Consider the following 22,104-nt stretch of genomic DNA (forward strand, 5'->3'; position numbering starts at 1 on the left):
CGGTTGGTCCTCTGGAATCAGGCTCTTGGTCGAATTTTCTGATTTATCAAGAGGATACCATCCGCCATCTTCTTTTCCAGGACTGCCCGGTGAATATCCAGGGATCATGTGCAATACCCTAGGGCCTGTTGACGTTTCACATTGGTAGCCATAAAAAGCCGCATGCCAAGGCCACCATGCTTTCGTAATTTCGTTTGAGCTTATCGTAGCGCGTCGCAATGGCGCGATACGGTTTCAATCGAGCAAAGGCATTCTCAACCAGATGCCGGTAGCGATATAACCCTCTGTCCAGATTGGCATTTCCTTTTTTCGAGTTACGCCTGCGTGGAATGACGGCAGCCATTCCTTTGGCTTCGACCTGCTCACGGATACGTTCACTGTCATAGCCTTTGTCAGCCACCAGCGCGTCACCTGCCGGCAAACCGTCAATCAATGCCTGGGCTTCCGTGCTGTCGTGCACTTCACCCCCGGTTATTCTGAAGGCGATCGGCAACCCATAAGCATCCACGGCCAAGTGGATCTTGCTGGTATTGCCTGCACGACTTTTGCCAATGGCTTCTGCATCTTCCGTGGCAGCCCCAGTGCTATCTTGGTGAGCCTTGACGTAGGAACCATCAATAAATAGCCACTCGACATCAGGATCTTCCACCAGAGAGATGAAAATCCTCATCAGCTTTCCACTCGCTGACCAGGCGTTGAAGCGCTTGTAGACCGTGTTCCAGGGGCCAAACGCCTCCGGTAGGTCCCGCCACGGGCAGCCGGTTCGCATCCGATAAAGGATGCCTTCCACCGTGGTACGCAGATCGGTCTTGTCATAAATACCTTGTTGAAGCAGGATAGATTTCAGCTTCGGCCAGTGTTCATCCGTGAGCATTTGTCGGGGCATGGCAGGCTTGCAGTTTGTTGGCTTAGGAACCTTTATTCTGTGAGCTTGCCCCTATCCTGCCAATACCCCTGCCATGAAACGTCAACAGACCCTAGCGCCGTCGTTACATCTGTCTTTCGATACTTTTACGGCTCCAAGCGCCAAATTAGCACTTCCCCATACAGCCTTCCACAATTCTGCCATATTTCACATGCTTTTTCGTAGAGGCACAAAAAAGCGCCTCCGCAGAGGCGCTTTTCCATCAGGGCGCACGCCCATCAGACAAACACCTGCGTCTACTCAGCACGCTTGTGAGAACGGCGCGGGCGAGCTGCTGCACGGTATGGTCTCCGTTATTTACCCGCGACGACGGGCAGTTCCACCATCACTTTTAACCCGCCGGCGCTGGCGCGGCTGAGCTGCATACGGCCGCTGTAAAGAGCCACCAGGTCAGTCACAATTGCCAGCCCCAGGCCACTACCCGGGCGCTGTTCGTCCAGTCGTTTGCCGCGCTGTACCGCCTGCTGACACTCCGCTTCGGACATGCCGGGGCCGTCATCGCTAACGGTCAGGGTTAACTGCTGCTCGCCTCCTGCTACCTTTAGCTGCACATCGCCGTGTGCCCAGCGCAGCGCATTATCTAGTAAGTTGCCTACCAGCTCCTGGATATCCTGCTCATCCATATGCACCTTGATGTCACCCGCCCAGGTGGGGCGCAGCGCAATGCCGCGCCGCTGGGCAAGCCTGGCCAGCCCATGGAGCAGCGGCGCCAGGGTGGCGTGCAAATCAATGGGCGCAAAGCGTGCGCCTTCGCCCGCTGCCGATGCCCGCGCCAGGTGGTGGCGTACCGCACTATCCACGCGCGCCAGCTCAACCTCCCAGGCGGCACGGTTCTCTTGTGGCAGTTGTCGTAGCTGTAAGCGCATCACACTCAGCGGTGTTTTCAGCGCATGGGCAAGGTTGCCAGCGGTATGGCGTCCGCGCTCGATCAGGCGCTGATCGCGGACCAGCACCGCGTTCATCGAGGCTGCCAGGGTCGCCAGTTCATCAGGCAAGCGGGTATCCAACTGCTCCGCACTCCCCTGCTCTACATCCTTTAGATTGGCGTGCATGCGGCGCAGCGGCGCCAGCCCCCAGCGCACCTGCAGCGCCAATACGCCCAGCAGCAGCACGCCAAGGCCGGCCATACCACCCCACAGCAGGCGTTGAAATTCACCAATATCCCGGGCTAATGCATCGTCCTGCGCGGCCACACTAATATGCAGCGGCGCTGCTAACGGCGCCAGGTAGATATCGCGCTCCACCACCCGCAGCGACTGGCTTCGGGGGCCGGGTATCGAGCGGGCGCTAATCGCGTCATTGTCGATGACCGGCAGGCGCTGATCCCACAGTGAACGCGAAGCCAGGGTGTTTTCCGCGCCATCGGTAATTTGCCAGTACCAGCCGGAGTAGACATTCTCAAAACGCGGATCGCCCAACGCCCGGTCGTGGACGAGCTGCTGTTCAAGGCGATCATAGGTAACGCCCGCGATAATGACGTTCAGGGTGGCCCCCAGGCGCTCGTCAAAGGCCTGCGTGGCCGAAGTACGGTAGTGATGAGACAGCAGCGTACCCGCGATGGGCAGCGCCAGCCCGACCATCACCAAGGCGGCCAGCAGTAGCCGCACGCTGATAGAGCGCTTTGCCCAGCGGTCTTTCCAGGCGGTGGTATTCTGGCTCATTCGCCCGCAGGCTCTTCAGCCAATAGCCGATAGCCCTGACCACGCAGGGTAGCAATGCGCCAGCTACCCAATTTTCGGCGCAGACGGCTGACCTGAACATCAATCACGTTGGAGTCCGGTTCGTGGTCGCGGTCGTAAACGTGCTCTGAAAGCTCAGTACGGCTGACGATCCGCGGCGCGGCGTGCATCAAATAACCCAGCAGACGGGTCTCCTGGGCGGTTAACCCCACCGGGCGACCGGCAAGCGAAACGTGCTGAGTATGAGTATCCAGACTCAGCTCGCCCACTTTCAGCACCGGGTGGGCGTGACCATGACTGCGGCGCACCAGGGCGCGCAGGCGAAAGAGTACTTCCGCCGATTCGAACGGTTTGGTGACGTAATCATCGGCACCGGCGGTAAATCCTGCGGCTTTATCGGCCCAGCGCTCTCGGGCGGTAAGGATCAGCACCGGCAGGTCGATGCCATCTTCCCGCCAGGCGGAAAGCCAGCGGGTGCCATCGCCATCGGGCAGTCCAACATCCAGAATCAGCGTGTCGTAGGCTTCCGTACGCACTAGAAAATCAGCGTCCTGGCCCGTCGCCGCATGCTCTACCAACCAGTCTCCGTCGCGTAGCGCCTGGCTGAGTTCACGGGTGAGCGCCTGGTCATCCTCTACCAACAAACACTTCATCGGCTAACTACCCTTCTTTTGATATGGCAAATGGGAGCAACAGGCTAACGGCGCATATCGTTGATACGCACTCCCTCGATGGACATCAACTGGCCGTTATGGCCGTCAAATTCGAACTCGACGACTTGCCCTTGCGGACCCAGCAGCTTGATTTCGTACTCGATCTCTCCCTCTTCACGCTCTACCTCAACCTCCAGCACTTCACCTATATAGTGGGCTTCCAGCCAATCCAGAATGGAGTCGAGAGGCACCACTTCACCACGGCGTACTTCGTCGTGTAACGATTCCCAATGCTGATTGCCCGCAGCGCTGCCCACCAGCAGTAGCACCAGGCCTAAACCAGTGACATTGCGGCGAGCGCTTCGCGGGAAGCTGCCCAGCGGCTGTATAAGACGACGGAATAGGTTACGCATAATACCAGCATGCCAAAAACAACATGAACGCTAGATGAACAGCTTCTTCAGCTTAAGGAAAGTATCGCAGTGGTATAAATTCCCTATCGCATCCGCTGAATGCGATTGATCCATTCTCGTACAGAGAATCATGTACAAATACGTAAGGAAGGAATTTGCCATGAACACCATGAAAAAAATGCTGCTGATCCCAACCTCTGCCCTGCTGCTTGCCGCTGCTGCGGGTAGCGCCCAGGCCGACTCACTGCCGATGGATCGCATCGATGACGTATTGACCCACGCCAATGAATACGGCTTCAGCCACTACGAAGAAGTCAGCATTCAAAACCGTGGCCGCGTAGAAGTGGAAGGTTGGCTCGACGATGAGTGGTACGCCGACGTGGAATTTTCCCTCGATAACGGTGAAACACTACAAGAGCAACGTGAACGCCTGATCACCAGTGCCTGGGGTATGGGCAAAGACGATATCCGCAAGGCGCTGGACGTGGCAAGTCAGGAGGGAATGGTTGAGTTTGAAGATCTCGATATCGACAAGACCGGTATCATCGATGTAGAAGGCCGCGATAAAGATGGACATGAGCTGGAAATCAGCGTGCGTCAGGGTTCTTCCGAAGTCACCCAAATTGAGCGCGATTAATGTCTCCAGCTAAGCGCTTCGCAGGCTCCCCACGGGGAGCCTGCTGCGTTTATGGTAGGCCGTTGAAGCATGCCGCTAAACTTATAGCGCCGACTTTATCAGGGTGCTGGAGAGTTAGGAACTCGGCTCGTCGGTGCTATCTGCCACTCCCCGCCAGCCCAGCAGGCAAAGCGGCTTCCCAGCCTGATGGCGGCGGTGTCCAAGCGTTTGATTATCCCGTCATCAGGATAAGCCGTGATCGGCTGCCTGCTTGTACTGCTTGAGCTGGCAAACCCGCGCCTTGAGCAGCGAAATGCTCTGGTCAGCGACAATCACCGGCTGCAGCGTGCCGCCGCCGGATAGGCTCTCCGTCCACCAGAACTCGGTCTCCGCCTCGCGAAACGTGAGCCACGCCCGCTGGGCTTTCTTCAGCGCGGCCTGCTCATCCGACGCAAGGCTCTCCATCAGCTCCTGATAGACCATGTTCAGCTCCGTATCCCAGCCCTTGTACGCCCGGCCCTGAGCGTTGCGCATCTCAAGCGTCACGCCGCCGCTTGCGTCCATATCCCGCTCGAACTGCACGTCGATGGGATGCGGGTGCCCGGAATCGCAGAACGGCTCTGCGGCAAGTGTCAGCGGCGCGAAGGCTGCCAGGGAAAGAGCCAGAAAGGATTTTTGCATGGTGCCTCCGGTGAGCTGGGGTTAAGCAGGAACCAGCGTTAACGTCGCCGGGAACCAAACCTATGCCGAGGTTAAACACCACAGCGAGGTCACTTCCGCGCTGCGTGCGGCATAGAGCGGGTCGGTGCTGTCCTGGCTGCGGCCGTGCTTGGGCTGGGTGTCGAGCCGGTATTTAACCTCCAGCTTCGCCTCGGCAAACCACGCTAACAGCTGCTCTCGGGTACGCAGCTGCAGGTGCTCGGCCAGATCGGACAGAATTAGCCACACCTCACCGTGCGGTGCCAAATGCGCACGCACACCCTGCAAGAAGCCGCGCAGCATCCGGCTTTTGGGGTCGTACACGGCGAGCTCCAGCGCCGAGCTGGGCTTCGCCGGCAGCCAGGGCGGGTTGCACACGATCAGATCGGCCAACGGCTGCCCCGTCGGGAACAGATCAACCTCTTGCAGCTGTACTCCCGAAAGCGCGGCTCGCTCAATATTGTCTTCAGCGCAGACTAACGCCCGCGGGTTGGAATCCGTAGCGACGACCTGCCCTCCCCCGCGCTGCGCCAAAATGATCGCCAGCAGCCCCGTGCCGGTGCCGATATCAAAGGCCACGTCGTGTTTGGCCGGCAGCGGTGCGTCCTGCATCAGCGACACATACTCATGCCGCGTGGGCGCAAACACCCCGTAATGCGGAAAGATCGGTTGCTCCAGCCCGGCAATGGGCACGCCTTTCTCACGCCACTGGGCGGCCCCCAGCGCGCCCTGCAGGTCGCGTAACGATATCAGGCAAGGCTCATCCAGCGCGCCAAACGCGGCCTCGCAGGCGGTGCTCAGGTCAGGTGCGCGACGCAGGCGGCAAACGTAACCGGCATCCAGCTCCAGCAGCAGCCGCCCCAGCGTTCTCGCCCGCTGGGCCTGAGCCTGACGCTGCTGATGGAAGGCGCTGGCCGTGGTGCTTTCGGCATCAGGCTTCTTGCCAAGCTTGGCGGCTTTGCTAGCCTTACGCTGCTCGGCACGACTGATGCGCCGGTTCATGGCCTGCATGAGCTGCAGGGCATTATGAAAATCCCCGCGCCACAGCAGGTAGTTGCCCTCGCACGCTAGGCGATAAGCGTGATCGGCCGTCGTCTGGTCATCCACGGGTACGATGTGCGCCGGCGCCGCGTAACCACTCTCGGAAAGCCAAAGCGCCCTGCGAGGTGTCTGCCCATCCTGCCACTGCACGTACGGTTTTTCTGCCTGGGACACATTCATGCCTTTATCTTGTGAATTCGTGGGGTAAGCGCAGGGCTTTGGACCAATGAGTAGAGGCAGGAGGGCCAGCGTCGGCATGCGCCGATGCGAGGGATGGAAAAGAGTTCGCGAAATTCTGCACCAATCCCCATCCCATGTGAATGCCACGCCCAAAAACAGCAGCACGGATGCGGCTAAAAAACGCTGCATCTCCCGGTCAACGAACCTTCGTCTGTTTGCGGATTTAGCTGTCTTCCGTTTCATAACGCCAATATTCAGCGGCAGCCTTGACGGAGCGAAGCGGAGTCAAGGCTGTCCGGTGGAGGCCCACCAGGGCCGGAACGAACTGGAATGACTGGTTAGGTGCTTTCCGGTACAGAAACCCATTCATCCTCGCCCTTCTGGTGGAACACAGCAATGATTCGGATATCGGTCTCACCCTTTTTAGTAAACTTGGCCCTAAACGGATGATTGGGTGTCAATGCGCCAGCCATAGGGCGCATCGAAATGACGTTAACAGAGGCACCAGCATGAGTGGCGGCACGCTTATTGAAGCCGCCTAAGAAAGGTTGACTATTCTGCATTGACCACACGATCTCTTCCTCCGAGTTTTGCGTAACAAAACCAAAGTGTGGATTGGGCTCCATCAAGTGCGATGCTCGGATGGTTACTACTATAGATCCATCTCCGGTCTTCGCATTGGTATATGAAAGATTTGAGAAACCCTGATGCTGCGGGGTAAAGGATGCGTGGCCTTGGGTGACGCTGACAATCTGAGCGATTGCGGCCTCAAGTCCAACTGTGTGCATGTCAATAAAAAGCGTCTGCTTCAATACCGGCGGCATTTCACTGCCATCAACCCTGACGGGGACGATACGCGTTTTTCCTTTTGTGGCAGAGTAGAGCGCATTTTGCCATTCAATCCTCACCATCCCGCTTTCTAAGCTGTTGGCGGAAACAAAGAAAAACACAAACTCGGGCGCTTGAAGGCCCCTATTCATTTCGTCGATTATGCCGTCACCTGGGCTAATGGACCACGAATCATAGAAAACCTGATCCCGGCCAAATATATCGGCAAGCTTCAACGCAGCTGCCTCAACCAGCGGTTTATCCTTGTAATTGTGGCTAAGAAATATTTTATGAGTCATTTCCGTTTAAGACCTTCAGACGTTACAGATTGGCATAACATTCGCGCCGACTGGGCCACCTAACGCATAGTTAAGCGGCGTGCGTAAGTACGTCCGGTGGAGGCCCGAAAGGGCCGTAGCGAACTTGAACGACTTGTTAGAAGTGCTAGAAAAAACCACTGCACTGTCCGGCGCTGTTACAAGACTGGCCATAGAAAACGACCCAGCCGACCATGCTTGACACGACGAAGCCACCAAGGCCAACCTGATATAAAAGTGCACCGTGTTTTAACCCCATTTCAGCATATATTTCATTGGCCTGCGCCTTCGACTCGAGTGTGGAGCGGGGAGGGAGATTCATGAAAAATGCGATGGCTGCCGCCCATGCTGGGATTGATACTGACCAGTTGAACACGGCAGAAACAAACCAAAGAAGGCTGCCGCTACCAAAACCCATAGGAAAGGTTTCCCACCAAGGTAGAAAATAAAATTGTAGGTTTGCTTCAGCACTACGTTGACAAAAAAACCAAGGGCCAATATTCCAATGATACTGAGCACCATATCCATATGCTTTACCTTCTAACGCTTGCAGCATGCGCGCCCACGGAATGGAGCCGAAGGCGCAATGTAGTGGGCGTCGCCGTGCCTGCACTTGTTAGGCGCGTCACCGGTTCCGCCCATAAGTAATGTCATCCATCCCTTTAACATACTCTTCAAGAAGGCCGAGATGATCTAGAATCCGATATGCATTACGATCCATAGCATCCTGCTTGTGCGCATCGTTGATTTGACACCAAGGACAGAAGTCGCTCCCGGCACCTACCGGCTCTCGACAGGTTTTGCAGCTTACCGCAACTGGTGAAATGCTGTTATCGGTGAAGGAAAGTGGCGATCCATTTGTATCGACAAAGTATGGAATCGCATTGCTTCTTCCGACCTTCATCTGGAGGTATTCACAGGAAAGATTGTCTGCCGCAGCCTGCAGGTTCTGAATGGTTTCTTGAGAAGCACGAGGACCGCAGATCAAAGCAGTAACGCACTCTTTGGGTATGTCCAACAACATCATGCCGTTGTGCTTTCGTATTTCACTCTCCGAGGCGAGCATGCGGCGCTCCTGTTCGTAGCTCCAACACTCCAACTTTGTGAAGTAAGCGGCGTTAAAAACGCCACTCCTCAGCATGTAGGTATATCGCGGCTTGCCGATAGCATATGCTCGATACAGCGTCTCTTTTAGCCCATCGTCAGCCGCTGTCTTGTATTTAACGTCGTCGAAACGACATTCGGGGAAGCGCTCTTGTAGCTTCTCCTCGTCAAATTCAATAGCAAACCCAGTAAGATTCTGTGCATAGTGCGCCCACATTGGGGTCACGGCAGGCGAGTGCGAAAAACAAGTGGTCGGGAACTGGGGCAATTCGCCGATGGCATCTGCGTAAAGCGCCAGCACTTCTGGCTTTTCGTTGAAATCAATCGTCAAGAACAATTCATAAGGGTCATTGAAGTCTTTTGGAAACGAAAACTTCGCGCTTACCTCTTGGTCACCTACTACGTCATGCAAGTAGGACGACCCCACGTATTTGTATATTCGATTGCTCAATCCATACCTCCAGTGAAGCCTAACAGGTATTAGACGGCACGCTCGGATATTGAATGAACGTGCCAGCTCGTTTAACAAAATTACCCAGCGTACCTTTCTTTTCCTAACTCATTGATATTATGAAATATTAAGAATAGTTCGGCAGCCTAAGCAGGATTCGCGTGCTTGCGCGTTTTGCTTGGACCAATAACACTGTAGGCATAGCCAGCTCATGAGGAACGACACATGGATATGCAAAGCAGACCCCCGCAGCTGATGGACTGACTAAAGCCACCATGTGATTAAAATGTTCCAATTTTTCGGTACCTCATATGGTGGGAGAATCAATTTGCTGAGGCAACATCTTCGCGGACTAAAGTCCGCTCCCACCATGTGAGATACTTTAGTGCCACTATTACCTCTTCGTGGACTAAAGTCCGATTATGCCCGTTTTCTGGGTATTCCCACCCTGTGAAATACTGCAGTGCCTATAAGCCCGCTCCCACCATGTGAAATCTCTCAGTGCCATCGTTACGTCTGTCTTTCGCTAGCGCCAAATTAGCATTCTCCGAACCACCCTTCCACATTCCTGCCACATTTCTCATGCTTTTTTCGTAGCGGCACAAAAAAGCGCCTCCGCAGAGGCGCTTTTGATAGCGGGGGCGCTACGCCCTATCAGGCAAACACTTCCGTCCACTCGTCGCGCTTGGCGAGGAGGTCGCGGGCGAGTTCGTGGGCGCCTTCCAGGCTGTGGCTGGCGGCCCAGCCGCACTGCATTTCGTTGCAGGCGGGGACTTCGTCGGCGTTGACCACGTCTTTCAGGGTGTTTTCGATGATGTCCAGTACGGCGTCGTAGTCGTCATGGTTGATCATGGCGATGTAAAAGCCGGTCTGGCAGCCCATGGGGCTGATGTCGACGACCTTGTTGGAGTGGTTGCGCGAGTGCTCGGCCATCATGTGCTCGAGCGAGTGCAGCGCGGGCATGTCCATGTGGCCCTTGTTGGGCTGGCAGATGCGCAGGTCGTACTTGTAGATCTGGTCGCCGTGGGCGCCTTTGGTGACGTCTGCCAGGCGGACGTACGGCGCTTTTACCTTGGTGTGGTCCAGGTTAAAGCTTTCGACGTTCATCTTCTCTTCGGCCATGTTGCCTCCTGTGCAAAATCGGTTTGACGCCCGACGTCAGACATCGGGGGCGTCGAAATTGTTCGGCTCGTCGGTGTAGACGCAGACGTTGGCGTCTTCGATGTCGCCGCCCGACGCGAGCTTTTCGGCGAAGAACTGCTTGATTTCCTTGCGCTGGCAGTGCGCCTCGAACGCCGCGCGATTGGCCCAGACCTCGTGAAACACGATGGGGTAGCTATCGCCCTGGGCAAAGGGGTTATCGATCTTGCGGGTAACGGTGTAGCGCAGGCAGGCGTCTTCCCGGTGGCCGTTGGGCTCGAGTTCCTGCAGCGCTCTGAACACAGCGTCTTCCTTGCCGGGTTTGGGTTTGAAGCTGGCAACGCAGTAAATCTTTTGTGACATGACCTCATCCTTTCCGAGACATCACGAATTGGTATTCCCCATTATGCGATGCATAACCAGGACTTACCAACCCACAGGCGGGAGCGCCGCTGCCGAGCAGCGGCGCAAAGATGGCGCGAATCCCTGGATCAGCTGCCTGAGGCCGACTCCATGCCGCCCAGGCAGAAGAACTTGGTCTCCAGGTATTCGTCGATCCCCGTGGGACCGCCTTCCCGGCCAAGGCCGGACTCTTTCACCCCGCCGAAGGGCACCGGCGCGCCGGTCATCTTCACCGAGTTGACGCTCACCAGGCCAAACTCCAGCCCGCGCATGATCTTCCAGATACGGCGCACGTCATGGGTGTAAAGGTAAGAGGCCAGACCGTACTCGGTGTCGTTGGCAAGCTCGATGGCCTCCTCGTCGGTGGAGTACGGCAGAATGCCGGCCACCGGGGAAAAGCTCTCTTCGTCCCAGACTTTCATGCCCCGGGAAATGCCCGTCAGCATGACCGGCATGAAGAAGTTATCGCCGGCCACCGGCGTCTGGGTGCTCTGGTGCAGCGTCGCCCCCTTGTCCACGGCGTCATCGACGATGCTCTGGGCCTTTTCCACCGCCTTGCCGTGGATCAGCGGGCCAAGGTCCACGCCGTCTTCCAGGCCGTTGCCCACGGTGAGCGCCGACATGCTGTTCTTGAACGCTTCCACAAAGGCGTCGTGGATCGATTCGTGGGCCAGAATACGGTTGGCCGCGAGGCAGTCCTGCCCGGAGGTCTGGTACTTGGCCGCCACTGCCGCCTCGGCAGCTTCGGTCGGGTCCATGTCCGGGCCGACGATAAAGGGCGCGTTGCCGCCAAGCTCCATGGAGAGGCGCTTGACGGTGCTCGCGCTCTGCTCCATCAGCAGCTCCCCAACGCGGGTGGAGCCGGTGAACGAAAGCGCCCTGACGCGCGGCTCGGCGCACAGCACCTTGGATACCGTCGACGGCTCACCCAGCACCACGTTGAGCACGCCGGCGGGAATACCCGCGCGCTCGCCAAGCTCGGCAAGCGCCAGCGCGGTGAACGGCGTCTCGTTGGACGGCTTGATCACAGTGGGGCAGCCGGCGGCAAGCGCGGCGGCGGCCTTGCGGGTGATCATCGCCAGCGGGAAGTTCCACGGCGTAATCAGCGCGGCGATACCCACCGGCTCCTTGAGCGACCCCAGGGCCGCGTTGGGCATGTGGCTGGGAATGGTGTCGCCGTAGGTGCGCTTGCCCTCTTCGGCGAACCAGCGGATGAAGCTGGCGCCGTACTGCACCTCCCCCCGGGAGTCGCCGATGGCCTTGCCCTGCTCCAGGGTCATGATGGTCGCCAGGTCTTCGCTGTGCTCCTGGAGCAGCGCGTACCAGGCTTCGAGAATCTCGCTGCGCTCGTTGGCGCGCAGCGCCCGCCAGCCGGCAAAGGCCGCGTCGGCGGCGTCTACCGCGGCGGTAATCTGGCCTTCTTCCAGCACCGGGATGTGGCCCAGCACTTCGCCGGTGGCCGGGTCGGTGACGGGCTCTTCGCGGCCGCCTTCGCCGTGGGTCCATTTACCGTTGAGGTAGGCATACTGGCGAAACAGGCGCGGATCCTGCAGACGATCGGACAGTATAGTAGACGGTGCTGTCATGAAACCCCTCCTTATCGGGTGCCGGTATCTTTCGCAGGCATCTGTTGCAAACAAGAACCTGTCGATACCTTAAGCGGTTGATACCACAAGGATAAGGGAATTCACGCGGGAAGTGCTTTTGAATGCGCCGGCCCAGCATGCGCTTTTTTTGGCGCCGCCGTTGGAAAGTCTCGATTTTTTTGGCGCCGGGGCTTCAAGCGCCTATCAGGCGAGCTCGTCTTCGTCGATGGCCGGGGTGGCGCGCTTGATCGTCTTGGTGACGATATAGGTGAAGTAGCGCTCGATGCCGGCGTCGGACAGCAGCCAGCGGTCCATGGCGCGCTGGTAGCTGTCGATGCTCGCCACCTCGAACTTCACCAGGTAATCAACGCCCCCGCCCACGGCCACGCATTCGGTGGCCTCGGGGGTTTCCATGACCAGCGCCTCGAAGCGCGAAAAGCTTTCCACGCTGTGCTGCTTGAGCTCGATCTGCACCCACACCGAGTTGCCGGGCATTAGTACCTGCGTGTTGATGCGCGCGCTGTAGCCTTCGATGATGCCGGCTTCTTCCAGCCGCCTGACCCGCTCCCAGCACGGGCTGACCGAGAGGTTGATGGCCTCGGCCAGTTTGGACTTGGTGATTCGCCCGTCCCGGGAGAGGATCGCGAGGATTCTTACGTCGTAACGGTCGAGTTTAAGCATGGATTTGGACTTGGGCATGGGCTCAGGCGTCGAGGCCCTCCACCACGTCGGCAATCACGGCAAGCGTATCGCCAATGTGGGCAAGCGCCGGCGCCCGCCGCGCCATCAGAATGCCGTCGCGCCCGGCGTGATAGTCAACCGGGGCGCTTCCGGTGCGGGTCACGTCGTATATCCGCGCAATGGGCTGCCCTTTGGTGACCTCGTCGCCCAATGCTACCAGCAGTTCCAGAAGCCCGGAGTGCTCGCTTTGCACGTAGCAGCTGGCATCGGGCATGTCGAGATACACCTGGGGCTTGGCGGGTAGCGCCGGCTCGCCTTCGATCAGGCCGTGGTGAATCAGGAAGTTGCGCACGCCGCGCTCGGCAATGTCGACGGTATAAGGGGTCGAGGTGCCGCCGCCGCCAAGCTCGGTGGTGACGAATACCTTGCCCTGATCCTCGCAAACGGTATCAAAAAGGTGGGTGGCGTCCAGCTCGAACATGATCATGGCGTAGGGCGCGCCGAAGGTCTTGGCGCTGGCCAGCGCCGCCGCCTGCTGCTCCTTGTTGTCGAGCACGTGGGACGCGGCGTAGGGCAGGATATCCAGGGTGCGCCCGCCGGAGTGCAGGTCCAGCACTACGTCGGCCATGGGCACCATTTCCCGGGTGAAGTAGTCGGCGATCTGCTCGGTGGCGCTGCCGTCCGGGTCGCCGGGGAAGCAGCGGTTGAGGTTGCCGCCGTCGAGCCCCGAGGTGCGCTTGCCTGCGGTCACCGCCGGGGTGTTGAAGCAGGGCACGATGATCACCCGCCCGGTCACGTCCTCGGCCTTGAGAGTCGCGGCAAGCTTCAACAGTGCGGTAATGCCTTCATACTCGTCGCCGTGGTTGCCCGCGGTCAACAGCGCCGTTGGACCTTCGCCGTTCTTGACCACGGTCACCGGCACCATCACCGCGCCCCAGGCCGAGTCATCCACGGAAATCGGCAGGTTGAGAAAGCCGTGCTGCACGCCGTCGGCGTTGAAGTCCACCGTGGGCGTAATCGGGCTTTGACGCTTGCTCATGACAGTGCTCCTCAAGGAATGACGGGCGCCGCGCGGGCTTGCCGGCGCTAGTGTACGAACAGCTGACGGGGGAAGTTGGCGAGGGTCTCGCAGCCGTTTTCGGTGATCAGGATGCTCTCGGTAATCTCAAGCCCCCAGCCGTCTTCCCACAGGCCGGGCATGAAGTGAAAAGTCATGCCCGGCTCCAGCACGGACTCGTCCGACGGGCGCAGGCTCATGGTGCGCTCGCCCCAGTCCGGCGGGTAGGAAATGCCGATGGGGTAGCCGCAGCGCGCCCCGCCGCGGTCGAAGCCGTATTTGTCCATGGCCGAGCCCAGGGCCTTGGCGATATCCGCGGTGCGGTTGCCGGGCTTGGCCACTTCAAGCCCTTGCTCGATGCCTTCCAGCAGCGCCGACTCGGCGCGCAGGAACTCCCGGCTCGGCCGGCCCAGAAACACCGTGCGCGAGGTCGGCGCGTGGTAGCGCTTGTAGACCCCGGCAATCTCGAAAAACGTGCCCTCGCCTTCGCGAAACGGCGTGTCGTCCCAGGTCAGGTGCGGCGCGGCGGCGGCCTTGCCCGTGGGCAAAAGCGGCACAATGGCCGGGTAGTCGCCGCCGTGGACCTTGCCGTTGTCGTCGGTAAAGCCTTCGATGGCCACCCGGTAGATCTCGGACACCAGCTTGCTCTTGGCCAGGCCCGGCTCGATCATTTCCAGAATCCGCGTGTGCATGCCCTCGACGATCTTGCCGGCAATGCGCATATAGGCGATTTCCTGGGGCGACTTGATCGCCCGGCACCAGTTGACCAGGCCGTTGGCGTCTGCAAAGCGGGCGTGGGGCAGCTCCCGGCGCAGGCACAGGTAGGCCTGGGCGGAGAAGTAGTAGTTGTCCATTTCCATGCCCACCACGCCGCGGTCCCAGCCGCGCTGGGGCAGAATTGACTGCGCCAGGTAGTCCATGGGGTGCATGTCAGGATTCTGGACGTAGTAGTCCGGATAGTAGGTAATGTTGTCCGGATCGATCCAACAGGTCAAAAGCGCGCCGTTGGCGTCCATGCGCCGACCGTACCACATCGGCTCGCCTTCCAGGCCGACCACCACGCACTGGTGCACGTAAAACGACCAGCCGTCGTAGCCGGTCAGCCACGCCATGTTGGAAGGGTCGCTGACAATCAGCGCATCAATGCCCCGGCTGGCCATTTCGGCGCGTACTTTCCAGAGCCGGTTGGCGTACTCCTCACGCGTAAAGGGCAGGGATACCTGAGACATTGCGCAACTCGCCTTAACGTTCACCAAGAACCGGACGTCAATAAAGCGTTTCCCGGGCCACGTGAGCGACCTGGCCCGCCGCACAAGGCCTGCCATCGTCGTCTCAGCGATACTAGCACCCTCGCGCCGCTCAGGGTCAAAACCTTTATTACAAAAATCGCAACCAGCCGTGATAGCGTTACCGCAACGCCCGAACAACGGCGACACAAGCCAGCCAAAGGAGACTGCATGAAAATCGTCGTCCACAACGATAGCGCCAGCCGCTGGTGCGCGGCGCTTGAAAACGCCTTTCCCCACGCTACCGTCGTCACCACCAACGACTCCGCCGAGGCGCGGCAAAACGCCGACTACCTCGCCGTGTGGAAGCCGCCCGAATGGCTGCTGGCGGAACAAACGCAGCTTAAAGGCATCATTAACCTGGGTGCCGGAGTCGATGCCCTGCTGGCAACGCCCGGGCTTCCTGACAGCGTGCCGGTGGTCAAGCTGCGCGATGCGGGCATGGCGGCTCCCATGGCCGACTACGTGCTCTACGGCGTGCTGCACTTCTACCGCAGCTTCGATGCCTACGTTCGCCTTCAGGCCGACGCCCGCTGGGAGCCCCAGGCCGTCCCCGACAAGGCCGACTGGCCGGTAGGCGTGCTCGGCCTTGGCGCCATCGGCGCCCACGTCGCGCAGGCGCTTGCCCATGCGGGATTTCCCGTGATGGGCTGGAGCCGCACCGCCAAGGACATCGACGGCGTGGACTGCCACCACGGCGACGAAGGCCTGGACACCGTGCTCGGCCGTGCCCGGACCCTGGTCACCCTGCTGCCGGACACCGACGCCACGCGCGGGCTGCTTGACGCCCGGCGCCTGGCGCAGCTCCCCGAAGGCGCTACCCTGATCAACCCCGGGCGCGGCGCGCTGATCGACGAGCCCGCCCTGCTCGAGGCGCTCGGTGACGGGACGACGCCCGGGCACCTGCGCGGTGCGCTGCTCGACGTCTTCGTCACCGAGCCGCTGCCGGCAGACGACCCCCTGTGGCAGCACCCCAGGGTGGCGGTGACCCCGCACACCTCGGCGCCCACGCCGCTCACCGGCGCCATTGATCAGGTCATTGACACTCTGCGCGCCTTTGAGGCCGGCGAGCCGGTTAGCACCGTCAACCCCGCTGCCGGCTACTGACGCTCGCCGCGCCGGGCGCTATACTTTTCGCCCTTGTCGCCGTCTGTCGCCCGACGAGTGGCCGACACTGTTACAAGAACTGTTTACAAAAACTGTTTCCAGGAGAGGCTTGATGCCGATTATGTCACGTATCTTGCCCGCCGCTGCCGCAGCGCTTGGGCTCATCGCCGGGCTTGCCGAGCCGGCGTTTGCCGAGTCGCCGGCGCTGCGTCCGGTCGAGGCCTTCAAGGCCCAGTACAAGCTGAAGGTCGACGGCTGGCCGGGTGCCACCCTGAATCACGTCATGAGTCAGGAAGGCCGCCACTGGAAAAGCGCCATGCGTTTTTCCATCGCCGTGGCCAGCGGCCGGGAGCGCAGCCGCTTTATCGCCAGCGAAGAGTCCACTCATTCGCTGCACTACTACAGCGGCTACTCGCTGTTCGGCGTGGGCGACAGCTACGAGCTCGCCGATGCCGACATCGACACCCTGGACCGCCAGACGGCGCTGGTGGACCTGGCCCGCCGCGCCGGGCGCGAAGACTGCAGCCAAAGCGCCCCCTGCGACGTGCATTTTGTCGACCACCGCGGGCGCGACGAAAACTTCCACTACTACGCCGACGGCACGCGCGAGCTCGAGGTGCCCGCCGGGCGCTTCGACGCCCAGTCGGTGGTGCTGCTGGACGCGGACAAACCCGACCGGGAGCTGCGAATCAACTACCATCCCGATTACCCCGGCCTGATCGTTGACGCCAGCTACTGGAAAGACGGCAAACGCGAAACGCACATCACCCTGACTCGGCTAAACTAAAGCGTTCATCATTCATCCTGAACCCAGCCACCCCAAGGAAGGCCGCCCTCTTTCATGTTTTCCGGATTGCTCATCGTGCTGTTACCGCTGGTGGCAGGGTACCTTGTCCGGGTGCGCTCGCCGCGCCTGCAGGGCTTGATCAACCACGCGGTTAACGGCTCTATCTACGTTATCCTTCTGCTGATGGGCGCAAGCCTTGCCGGGCTTGAGAACCTGTCGAGCCAGCTTTCTCGGCTGGGGGGCAGCGCGCTTTTGCTGTTCGCGCTGACCAGCGCCTGCAATTTTGCAGCGCTTGGGTGGCTATCCCACCGGCTGGCGATGCGCGCGGAAACGCCCCCCAGCGCCAGCAATGCGCCGGTTGGCAAATTCGCCGCCATGAAAGGCTCGCTTTCGCTGCTGGGCGTCGTGGCCCTTGGCGTTATCCTTGGCCTACTGCTGGGCCCGATAGTAGGCCAGGGGCTTTTTCACGGCGCCGAAGTGCTCGCCGAATGGGTGCTGTACGTGCTGCTGGCGCTGATCGGCTGCCAGCTACGCAACTCCGGCATGCCGCTCAGGCGGATTCTGCTCAACCGCAACGGGCTTGCCATTGCCCTGACGCTTGCCGCCAGTTCGCTGGTGGCGGGGCTGGCGGCGGCCCCGCTGCTGTCGATCAGCTGGAACGAGGGGTTGGCCATGGCCTCGGGGTTTGGCTGGTACTCGCTCTCGGCGATCCTGATCGGCGACCAGCTCGGTCCGCTCATGGGCGGCGTGGCGTTTTTCAACGACCTTGCCCGGGAGCTTCTGACCTTCGTGCTGGTACCGCTGGTGATCCAGCGCCATGCGGCGCTCGCCATCGGCTACGGCGGCGCCACCTCCATGGACTTCGCCCTGCCGGTAATTCAGCAGCACGGCGGCGTAACCTTCGTACCGGTGGCGGTGGTCAGCGGCTTTCTGCTGTCGCTTTTATCCCCGCCGCTGATACTTTTCTGGCTATCGCTGTAATCGGCGCAAGGGGGCACGATGGGACTACACGAAATCACCCTGGGCGGACTTTTGCTGCCGCCGATGCTGGTATACGTAGCGCTGGGGCTAGCGGCCACGCTGCTGCTGCGCGCCCTGCTTTATCGCCTGCAAAAAAGCCGGCGGCCATGGTTTGAGGCGTGGTTTGACACCGCGCTGTTCGTGCTCTGTACGGCGGCTACCGCCTACGTGTTCTCTGCGTCTTTTCCCGCCATCGGAGCCTTTTGAGATGTCCACCCTGCTGCGCACCCTGGTCACGCTGGTTATCGTAAGTCTTGCTGCGGCTGCCGGCTGGTGGCTATGGCAGTATTATCTCTACACCCCCTGGACCCGGGACGGCCGCGTGCGCGCCGATATCATTACCGTGGCGCCGGACGTTTCCGGGCGGGTCACCGCCCTTGCGGTGGCCGACAGCCAGCGCGTGGCCAAAGGCGACACCCTGTTTCGCATCGACGCCGAGCGCTACCAGGCAAGCGCGGACAAGGCCCAGGCGGTAATGGAGCAGCGCCAGGCCGAGCTGGAGCTTGCCCGCCACGAGGCCTCCCGGCGCAGCCGGCTGGGGCGCGCGGCGATCAGCGAAGAAGACAAGGAAACCTCGCGCATCAACAGCCGCGTGGCCGCGGCCACGCTTGCCCAGGCGCAGAGCGCGGTTGCCAGCGCTCAGCTGGATCTTGCGCGTACCACCATCACCGCGCCGGTCGCCGGGCACGTTCTTAACCTGCAGCTCAACGAGGGCAACTACGCCAGCGCCGGCAAGCCGGTGTTGGCGCTGGTCGCGTCGGATTCCTACTACGTCACCGGCTATTTCGAAGAAACCAAGATGCCCCGGGTGCACGTCGGGGACCCGGCACGCATCAAGCTGATGGGCGCCGAGCACGAGCTTACCGGCCGCGTTGCCGGTATCGGGCGCGCCATTGCCGACCCCAACGCCGCTCCCAACGAGCAGCTGCTGCCCAAGGTGCAGCCGACGTTCAGCTGGGTGCGCCTGGCCCAGCGCATTCCGGTACGCATCGCTCTGGATGAGATTCCCGACGGCATGACGCTAAGCGCGGGCATGACCGCCTCGGTGCACATCGAACCGGAGCCCTGAGCATGGCGCTGACCGCATCGCCCTGGTATCAGACCTACCTCACGCCGAACGCGCATTCGCTCAAGTTTGCGCTCAAGGCCACCTTCGCCATGCTGCTGGCGCTGTACCTGGCTCTGTGGCTGAACCTGGAGCGCCCCTACTGGGCGCTGATCTCGGCGGCGTTTCTGCAGATCCGGCCGATGAGCGGCATGGTGCTGGAAAAGGGCCTGAGCCAGGTGAGCGGTACTCTGGTCGGCGCGCTGGCCGGTATCACCCTGATGGCGCTTTTCGCCCAGGCGCCGGTGCCGGCGCTCGCGGCGCTGACGCTTTGGATCATGCTATGCACCTACGGCAGCGCGCTTCTGCGCAACAACGCCGCCTACGGCTGCATCATGGGCGCAGTCACCGCGATGCTGATCGTGGTAATCGGCTCCGGCGCCCCGGAGCGCATCTTCTCCATCGCCGTGGCGAGGATTTCCGAGCTGGCGCTGGGTGCGACCTGCGCGACCCTGGTCAGCGCGCTGCTGTGGCCCTCCCGGGTCAGCGCGCACCTGGGGCGCCAGGCCGATACGGTGGTCAACCAGGCGTTCACCCACGCCGCCTCTCGCCTGCGCGACAGCGACGACCACGCCGAGCTTGAGGCCAGCCTGACCGGCACGCTGTCGCCGCTGACCGCGCTTGAGGGCGATAGCCAGGCCGCCCGCTATGAAGGCCCCGAAGGCGCCGGGCGCATCCGCGCCAGCCACGTTCTGACCCGCCACACCCTGCGCCTGCTGGCCACCCTTCATGCCCTCCAGCAGCTCCTTCACGCCGGCAGCGAGCGTCACGGCGGCGAGAGCATGAAAAGCGACATCCGCCAGCTCGCCGAGCAGCTGGCCAACGGCTTTACCAGCGCCGCCGGCTATAGCGGCACCACCGACGCCCGCAAGCGCCTGCACGCCCTGCGTCGGCGGGCGCTGCTGTTTCCCGAAGGGTCGCTTTCGCCGCTTGAGCAGCGCTGCCTGCTTGGCCTGCGCGAAGCCCTGGGCCACGCCCTGGTCATGCTCGATGCCCGGGACGCCATTACCCAGCCGTCGCGCAAATTTCTGCGCGGCGTGGCGCTGGCCTGGCACCGCGACCATCTGGTCGCCGGCGTCAACGCCCTGCGCGCCGGGGCGATCTTTGCCGCCCTGGCGACGTTCTGGCTGGCCACCGGTTGGGACAACGGCCGGGTCGCCATGCTGCTGGGCACGCTGTTTTCGGCGTTTTTTGCCAGCCGCGACAACCCGGTGGCGGCGTGCATGACGTTTGCCAAGGGCATGCTGGCAGCGATACCCAGCGCCTTTATCTTCGGCCACGTGCTGTTGGCCCAGGCCAGCGGCTTTCCCATGCTGGCGATGATTTTCCTCACGCCGCTGTTTCTGGGGCTGCTGGGCGCGTCCAATCCCAAACTGATGGGTTACTGCCTGGCGTTTACCATCGGCAATATCCTGCTCACCATGCCCGGCAACGGCATGGACTTTTCCTTTGACAGCTTCATCAACCGCGCGCTGGCGGTGCTGGTGGGGCTGGGGACGGTGGTGACCGCGTTTCGCCTGCTGCCGGGCCCCGGCGCCACGCTCAGGCGCAAGCGGCTGGTGTGGGCCATTGCCCGGGATTTGCGCCGGCTGGCAAGCGCGCCGGTCGAAGACGCGGAAACGCAGTTTATCGGGCGCATGGCCGACCGCCTGCTGCGCCTTTCCCGGCACGATGACACCCTGCCCGACGACCAGCGCCACCTCTTTACCCTGGGGCTCACCGGCCTCGACGTCGGCTACGCCTGCCTGCAGCTGCGCCGGCGCCTCGACGGACTGGGCAACGCCGACCTGCAGCGCACAAGCGGCGCCTTTATTACCGCCCTGGCCGAGGGCTACGCCGCCAGCGCCAAGGGCGAGACGCCGCGGCAGATACGCCCGGCGGGCGACGCCCTGCTCGACGCCGTCCGCCGCGAGCGCTCGCTGGACGCCCGCCGCCAGGCGCTGCTGGCCGGGCTCGCCGAGCGCCTGGCTCTCTCACTGGAACGCCAGGCCACCCGGACCCGGCAGGTGCGCGGTCAGTCGCCGGAAGCGCTCCCCGCGCCGCCGACCATGCCCTGACGCAGCGCGCTGGTTGCCCTGGCGGCGTCTTCCGGCGTGCCGGCCATTTCCCGGAACATGCCCATGGAGCCCAAAAGCGCTGAGGATTCGTAGGGCACGAACACCCGCTCGCCGTTTTTGGCCATGTCCGGCAGGCCCTTGATGTAGCTCTGCCCCAGCAGATAACCCACCACGGTGCGCTTGTGCTCGTCGTCATCGCCCAGCGCGCTCAGCACCAGGCTGATGGATTCGTTTTCGCCCTGGGCGCGCAGAATCGCCGACTCCTTGTCGCCCTCGGCATTGAGGATGGCGGATTCGCGCTGGCCCTGGGCCTTGGCAATGGCCGCGGACTTCTCGCCTTCGGCCTCGGTCACCGTGGCCCGGCGCTTGCGCTCGGCGGCCATCTGCAGCCGCATGGCAGACTCCACCTCTTCGGGCATTTCAATATCCTGAACCTCGACCCGGGTGATCTTGATGCCCCACTTGGAGGCCGGCTCTTCCATGGCCGCCTGAATCTGATTGTTGACCTCGGCCCGGGACTCGAACAGCCGGTCCAGCTCCATCTTGCCCACCACCGAGCGCAGCGTGGTCTTGGCCAGCACCTCCACGGCCTGGCTCATGTTTTCCACTTCGTACACCGCGCGCTCGGGCACCACGATGGTGTAGTAAAGCGCGCCGTTGATGCGCACGGTGACGTTGTCCGTGGTGACCACCGGCTGGCCGGGAAAGTCCATGACGGTTTCCCGCCGGTCGATGCGCGTTTCTTCGCTGGTAATCGCGGCGTAGGCGTCGCCACGCTTCTCGTAGCGGATCATGGTGATCGAGCGTGGCTTTTCGATGAACGGGATGATGATGTTGATCCCGCTTTCCAGCACCCGGTTGAACGACCCCAGCCGCTCCACCACCACCGCTTCCGACTGACGCACGATCATCAGCCCCTTCACCACGATCATCACGCCGATGGCGACGATAATCAGGCTGACCAATAGCC

At 61.2% G+C, this 22,104-nt stretch carries 23 protein-coding genes; 7 read left to right on the forward strand and 16 right to left on the reverse strand.

The window, feature by feature from the left end; genetic code table 11:
* Positions 1-136: 136 nt before the first annotated feature.
* From ACZ46Y_RS11360 to ACZ46Y_RS11375, 4 genes are all read right to left on the reverse strand, one after another.
* On the reverse strand, positions 137-886 hold the full coding sequence (locus tag ACZ46Y_RS11360) for an IS5 family transposase (RefSeq protein WP_311881913.1): 750 nt from the start codon (positions 884-886) through the stop codon (positions 137-139).
* Positions 887-1,218: 332 nt separating this feature from the next.
* Positions 1,219-2,586, reverse strand: coding sequence for a sensor histidine kinase (locus tag ACZ46Y_RS11365; RefSeq protein ID WP_311952020.1), 1,368 nt, complete (start codon positions 2,584-2,586; stop codon positions 1,219-1,221).
* Positions 2,583-3,257, reverse strand: a complete 675-nt coding sequence (locus tag ACZ46Y_RS11370) for a response regulator transcription factor (protein WP_311882934.1) — start codon at positions 3,255-3,257, stop codon at positions 2,583-2,585. Before ACZ46Y_RS11370 ends, ACZ46Y_RS11365 begins: the two co-directional genes overlap by 4 nt.
* A 44-nt stretch (positions 3,258-3,301) precedes the next feature.
* Positions 3,302-3,670 (reverse strand): hypothetical protein, encoded by a 369-nt coding sequence (locus tag ACZ46Y_RS11375; RefSeq protein ID WP_311952025.1) that lies wholly within the window; start codon positions 3,668-3,670, stop codon positions 3,302-3,304.
* A gap of 160 nt (positions 3,671-3,830) precedes the next feature.
* Here ACZ46Y_RS11375 and ACZ46Y_RS11380 point away from each other — a divergent pair, with 160 nt between their 5' ends.
* Positions 3,831-4,307 carry a PepSY domain-containing protein gene (locus tag ACZ46Y_RS11380; RefSeq protein ID WP_311952030.1) on the forward strand — a complete coding sequence of 159 codons (477 nt, stop codon included), beginning with the start codon at positions 3,831-3,833 and terminating at the stop codon, positions 4,305-4,307.
* Positions 4,308-4,529: 222 nt separating this feature from the next.
* Here the strand turns inward: ACZ46Y_RS11380 and ACZ46Y_RS11385 are convergent, their stop codons facing one another.
* The 11 genes from ACZ46Y_RS11385 to doeA form a co-directional block, all read right to left on the reverse strand.
* A complete protein-coding gene (locus ACZ46Y_RS11385; protein ID WP_311952033.1) occupies positions 4,530-4,967 on the reverse strand; it encodes a lysozyme inhibitor LprI family protein in 438 nt (145 codons plus the stop codon).
* Positions 4,968-5,027: 60 nt separating this feature from the next.
* Positions 5,028-6,449, reverse strand: coding sequence for a class I SAM-dependent methyltransferase (locus tag ACZ46Y_RS11390; RefSeq protein WP_311952036.1), 1,422 nt, complete (start codon positions 6,447-6,449; stop codon positions 5,028-5,030).
* Between the two features lie 95 nt (positions 6,450-6,544).
* Positions 6,545-7,333: a toll/interleukin-1 receptor domain-containing protein gene (locus ACZ46Y_RS11395; protein WP_311952039.1), complete on the reverse strand. Its 789-nt coding sequence runs from the start codon at positions 7,331-7,333 to the stop codon at positions 6,545-6,547.
* Between the two features lie 145 nt (positions 7,334-7,478).
* Positions 7,479-7,907 (reverse strand): hypothetical protein, encoded by a 429-nt coding sequence (locus tag ACZ46Y_RS11400; RefSeq protein ID WP_311952042.1) that lies wholly within the window; start codon positions 7,905-7,907, stop codon positions 7,479-7,481.
* Positions 7,908-7,976: 69 nt separating this feature from the next.
* Positions 7,977-8,906, reverse strand: coding sequence for a DUF2971 domain-containing protein (locus ACZ46Y_RS11405; RefSeq protein WP_311952045.1), 930 nt, complete (start codon positions 8,904-8,906; stop codon positions 7,977-7,979).
* Positions 8,907-9,560: 654 nt separating this feature from the next.
* Positions 9,561-10,028 (reverse strand): S-ribosylhomocysteine lyase, encoded by a 468-nt coding sequence (locus ACZ46Y_RS11410; protein ID WP_311952048.1) that lies wholly within the window; start codon positions 10,026-10,028, stop codon positions 9,561-9,563.
* 36 nt (positions 10,029-10,064) lie between these two features.
* A complete protein-coding gene (locus ACZ46Y_RS11415; RefSeq protein WP_311952050.1) occupies positions 10,065-10,409 on the reverse strand; it encodes a putative quinol monooxygenase in 345 nt (114 codons plus the stop codon).
* 128 nt (positions 10,410-10,537) lie between these two features.
* Positions 10,538-12,034: an NAD-dependent succinate-semialdehyde dehydrogenase gene (locus ACZ46Y_RS11420; RefSeq protein ID WP_311952053.1), complete on the reverse strand. Its 1,497-nt coding sequence runs from the start codon at positions 12,032-12,034 to the stop codon at positions 10,538-10,540.
* Positions 12,035-12,238: 204 nt separating this feature from the next.
* On the reverse strand, positions 12,239-12,715 hold the full coding sequence (locus tag ACZ46Y_RS11425) for an Lrp/AsnC family transcriptional regulator (protein WP_311952525.1): 477 nt from the start codon (positions 12,713-12,715) through the stop codon (positions 12,239-12,241).
* Positions 12,716-12,737: 22 nt separating this feature from the next.
* Positions 12,738-13,754: a N(2)-acetyl-L-2,4-diaminobutanoate deacetylase DoeB gene (gene doeB / locus ACZ46Y_RS11430; RefSeq protein WP_311952056.1), complete on the reverse strand. Its 1,017-nt coding sequence runs from the start codon at positions 13,752-13,754 to the stop codon at positions 12,738-12,740.
* A 47-nt stretch (positions 13,755-13,801) separates the two neighbouring features.
* The gene (doeA, locus tag ACZ46Y_RS11435) at positions 13,802-15,001 is read right to left on the reverse strand and encodes an ectoine hydrolase DoeA (RefSeq protein ID WP_311952060.1); all 1,200 of its coding nucleotides are present in this window, start codon (positions 14,999-15,001) and stop codon (positions 13,802-13,804) included.
* Positions 15,002-15,229: 228 nt separating this feature from the next.
* Between doeA and ACZ46Y_RS11440 the strand changes: the two genes are divergently transcribed.
* The 6 genes from ACZ46Y_RS11440 to ACZ46Y_RS11465 all read left to right on the forward strand — a co-directional run bounded on the left by ACZ46Y_RS11440 (position 15,230) and on the right by ACZ46Y_RS11465 (position 21,134).
* Positions 15,230-16,165, forward strand: coding sequence for a 2-hydroxyacid dehydrogenase (locus ACZ46Y_RS11440; RefSeq protein ID WP_311952065.1), 936 nt, complete (start codon positions 15,230-15,232; stop codon positions 16,163-16,165).
* 112 nt (positions 16,166-16,277) lie between these two features.
* Positions 16,278-16,952 (forward strand): hypothetical protein, encoded by a 675-nt coding sequence (locus tag ACZ46Y_RS11445; protein ID WP_311952068.1) that lies wholly within the window; start codon positions 16,278-16,280, stop codon positions 16,950-16,952.
* Positions 16,953-17,006: 54 nt separating this feature from the next.
* On the forward strand, positions 17,007-17,933 hold the full coding sequence (locus tag ACZ46Y_RS11450) for a LysO family transporter (protein WP_311952078.1): 927 nt from the start codon (positions 17,007-17,009) through the stop codon (positions 17,931-17,933).
* Positions 17,934-17,951: 18 nt separating this feature from the next.
* Positions 17,952-18,179 carry a DUF1656 domain-containing protein gene (locus ACZ46Y_RS11455; protein WP_311952080.1) on the forward strand — a complete coding sequence of 76 codons (228 nt, stop codon included), beginning with the start codon at positions 17,952-17,954 and terminating at the stop codon, positions 18,177-18,179.
* Position 18,180: 1 nt separating this feature from the next.
* Positions 18,181-19,041, forward strand: coding sequence for an HlyD family secretion protein (locus ACZ46Y_RS11460; protein WP_311952082.1), 861 nt, complete (start codon positions 18,181-18,183; stop codon positions 19,039-19,041).
* Between the two features lie 2 nt (positions 19,042-19,043).
* Positions 19,044-21,134 carry an FUSC family protein gene (locus ACZ46Y_RS11465; RefSeq protein ID WP_311952085.1) on the forward strand — a complete coding sequence of 697 codons (2,091 nt, stop codon included), beginning with the start codon at positions 19,044-19,046 and terminating at the stop codon, positions 21,132-21,134.
* Here ACZ46Y_RS11465 and ACZ46Y_RS11470 read toward each other — a convergent pair.
* Complete coding sequence (locus ACZ46Y_RS11470) at positions 21,092-22,066, reverse strand: SPFH domain-containing protein (RefSeq protein WP_376717566.1); 975 nt, start codon at positions 22,064-22,066, stop codon at positions 21,092-21,094. The two genes, ACZ46Y_RS11465 and ACZ46Y_RS11470, sit on opposite strands and share 43 nt — an antisense overlap.
* Between the last annotated feature and the right edge of the window lie 38 nt (positions 22,067-22,104).

The organism is Halomonas garicola, assembly GCF_055382465.1.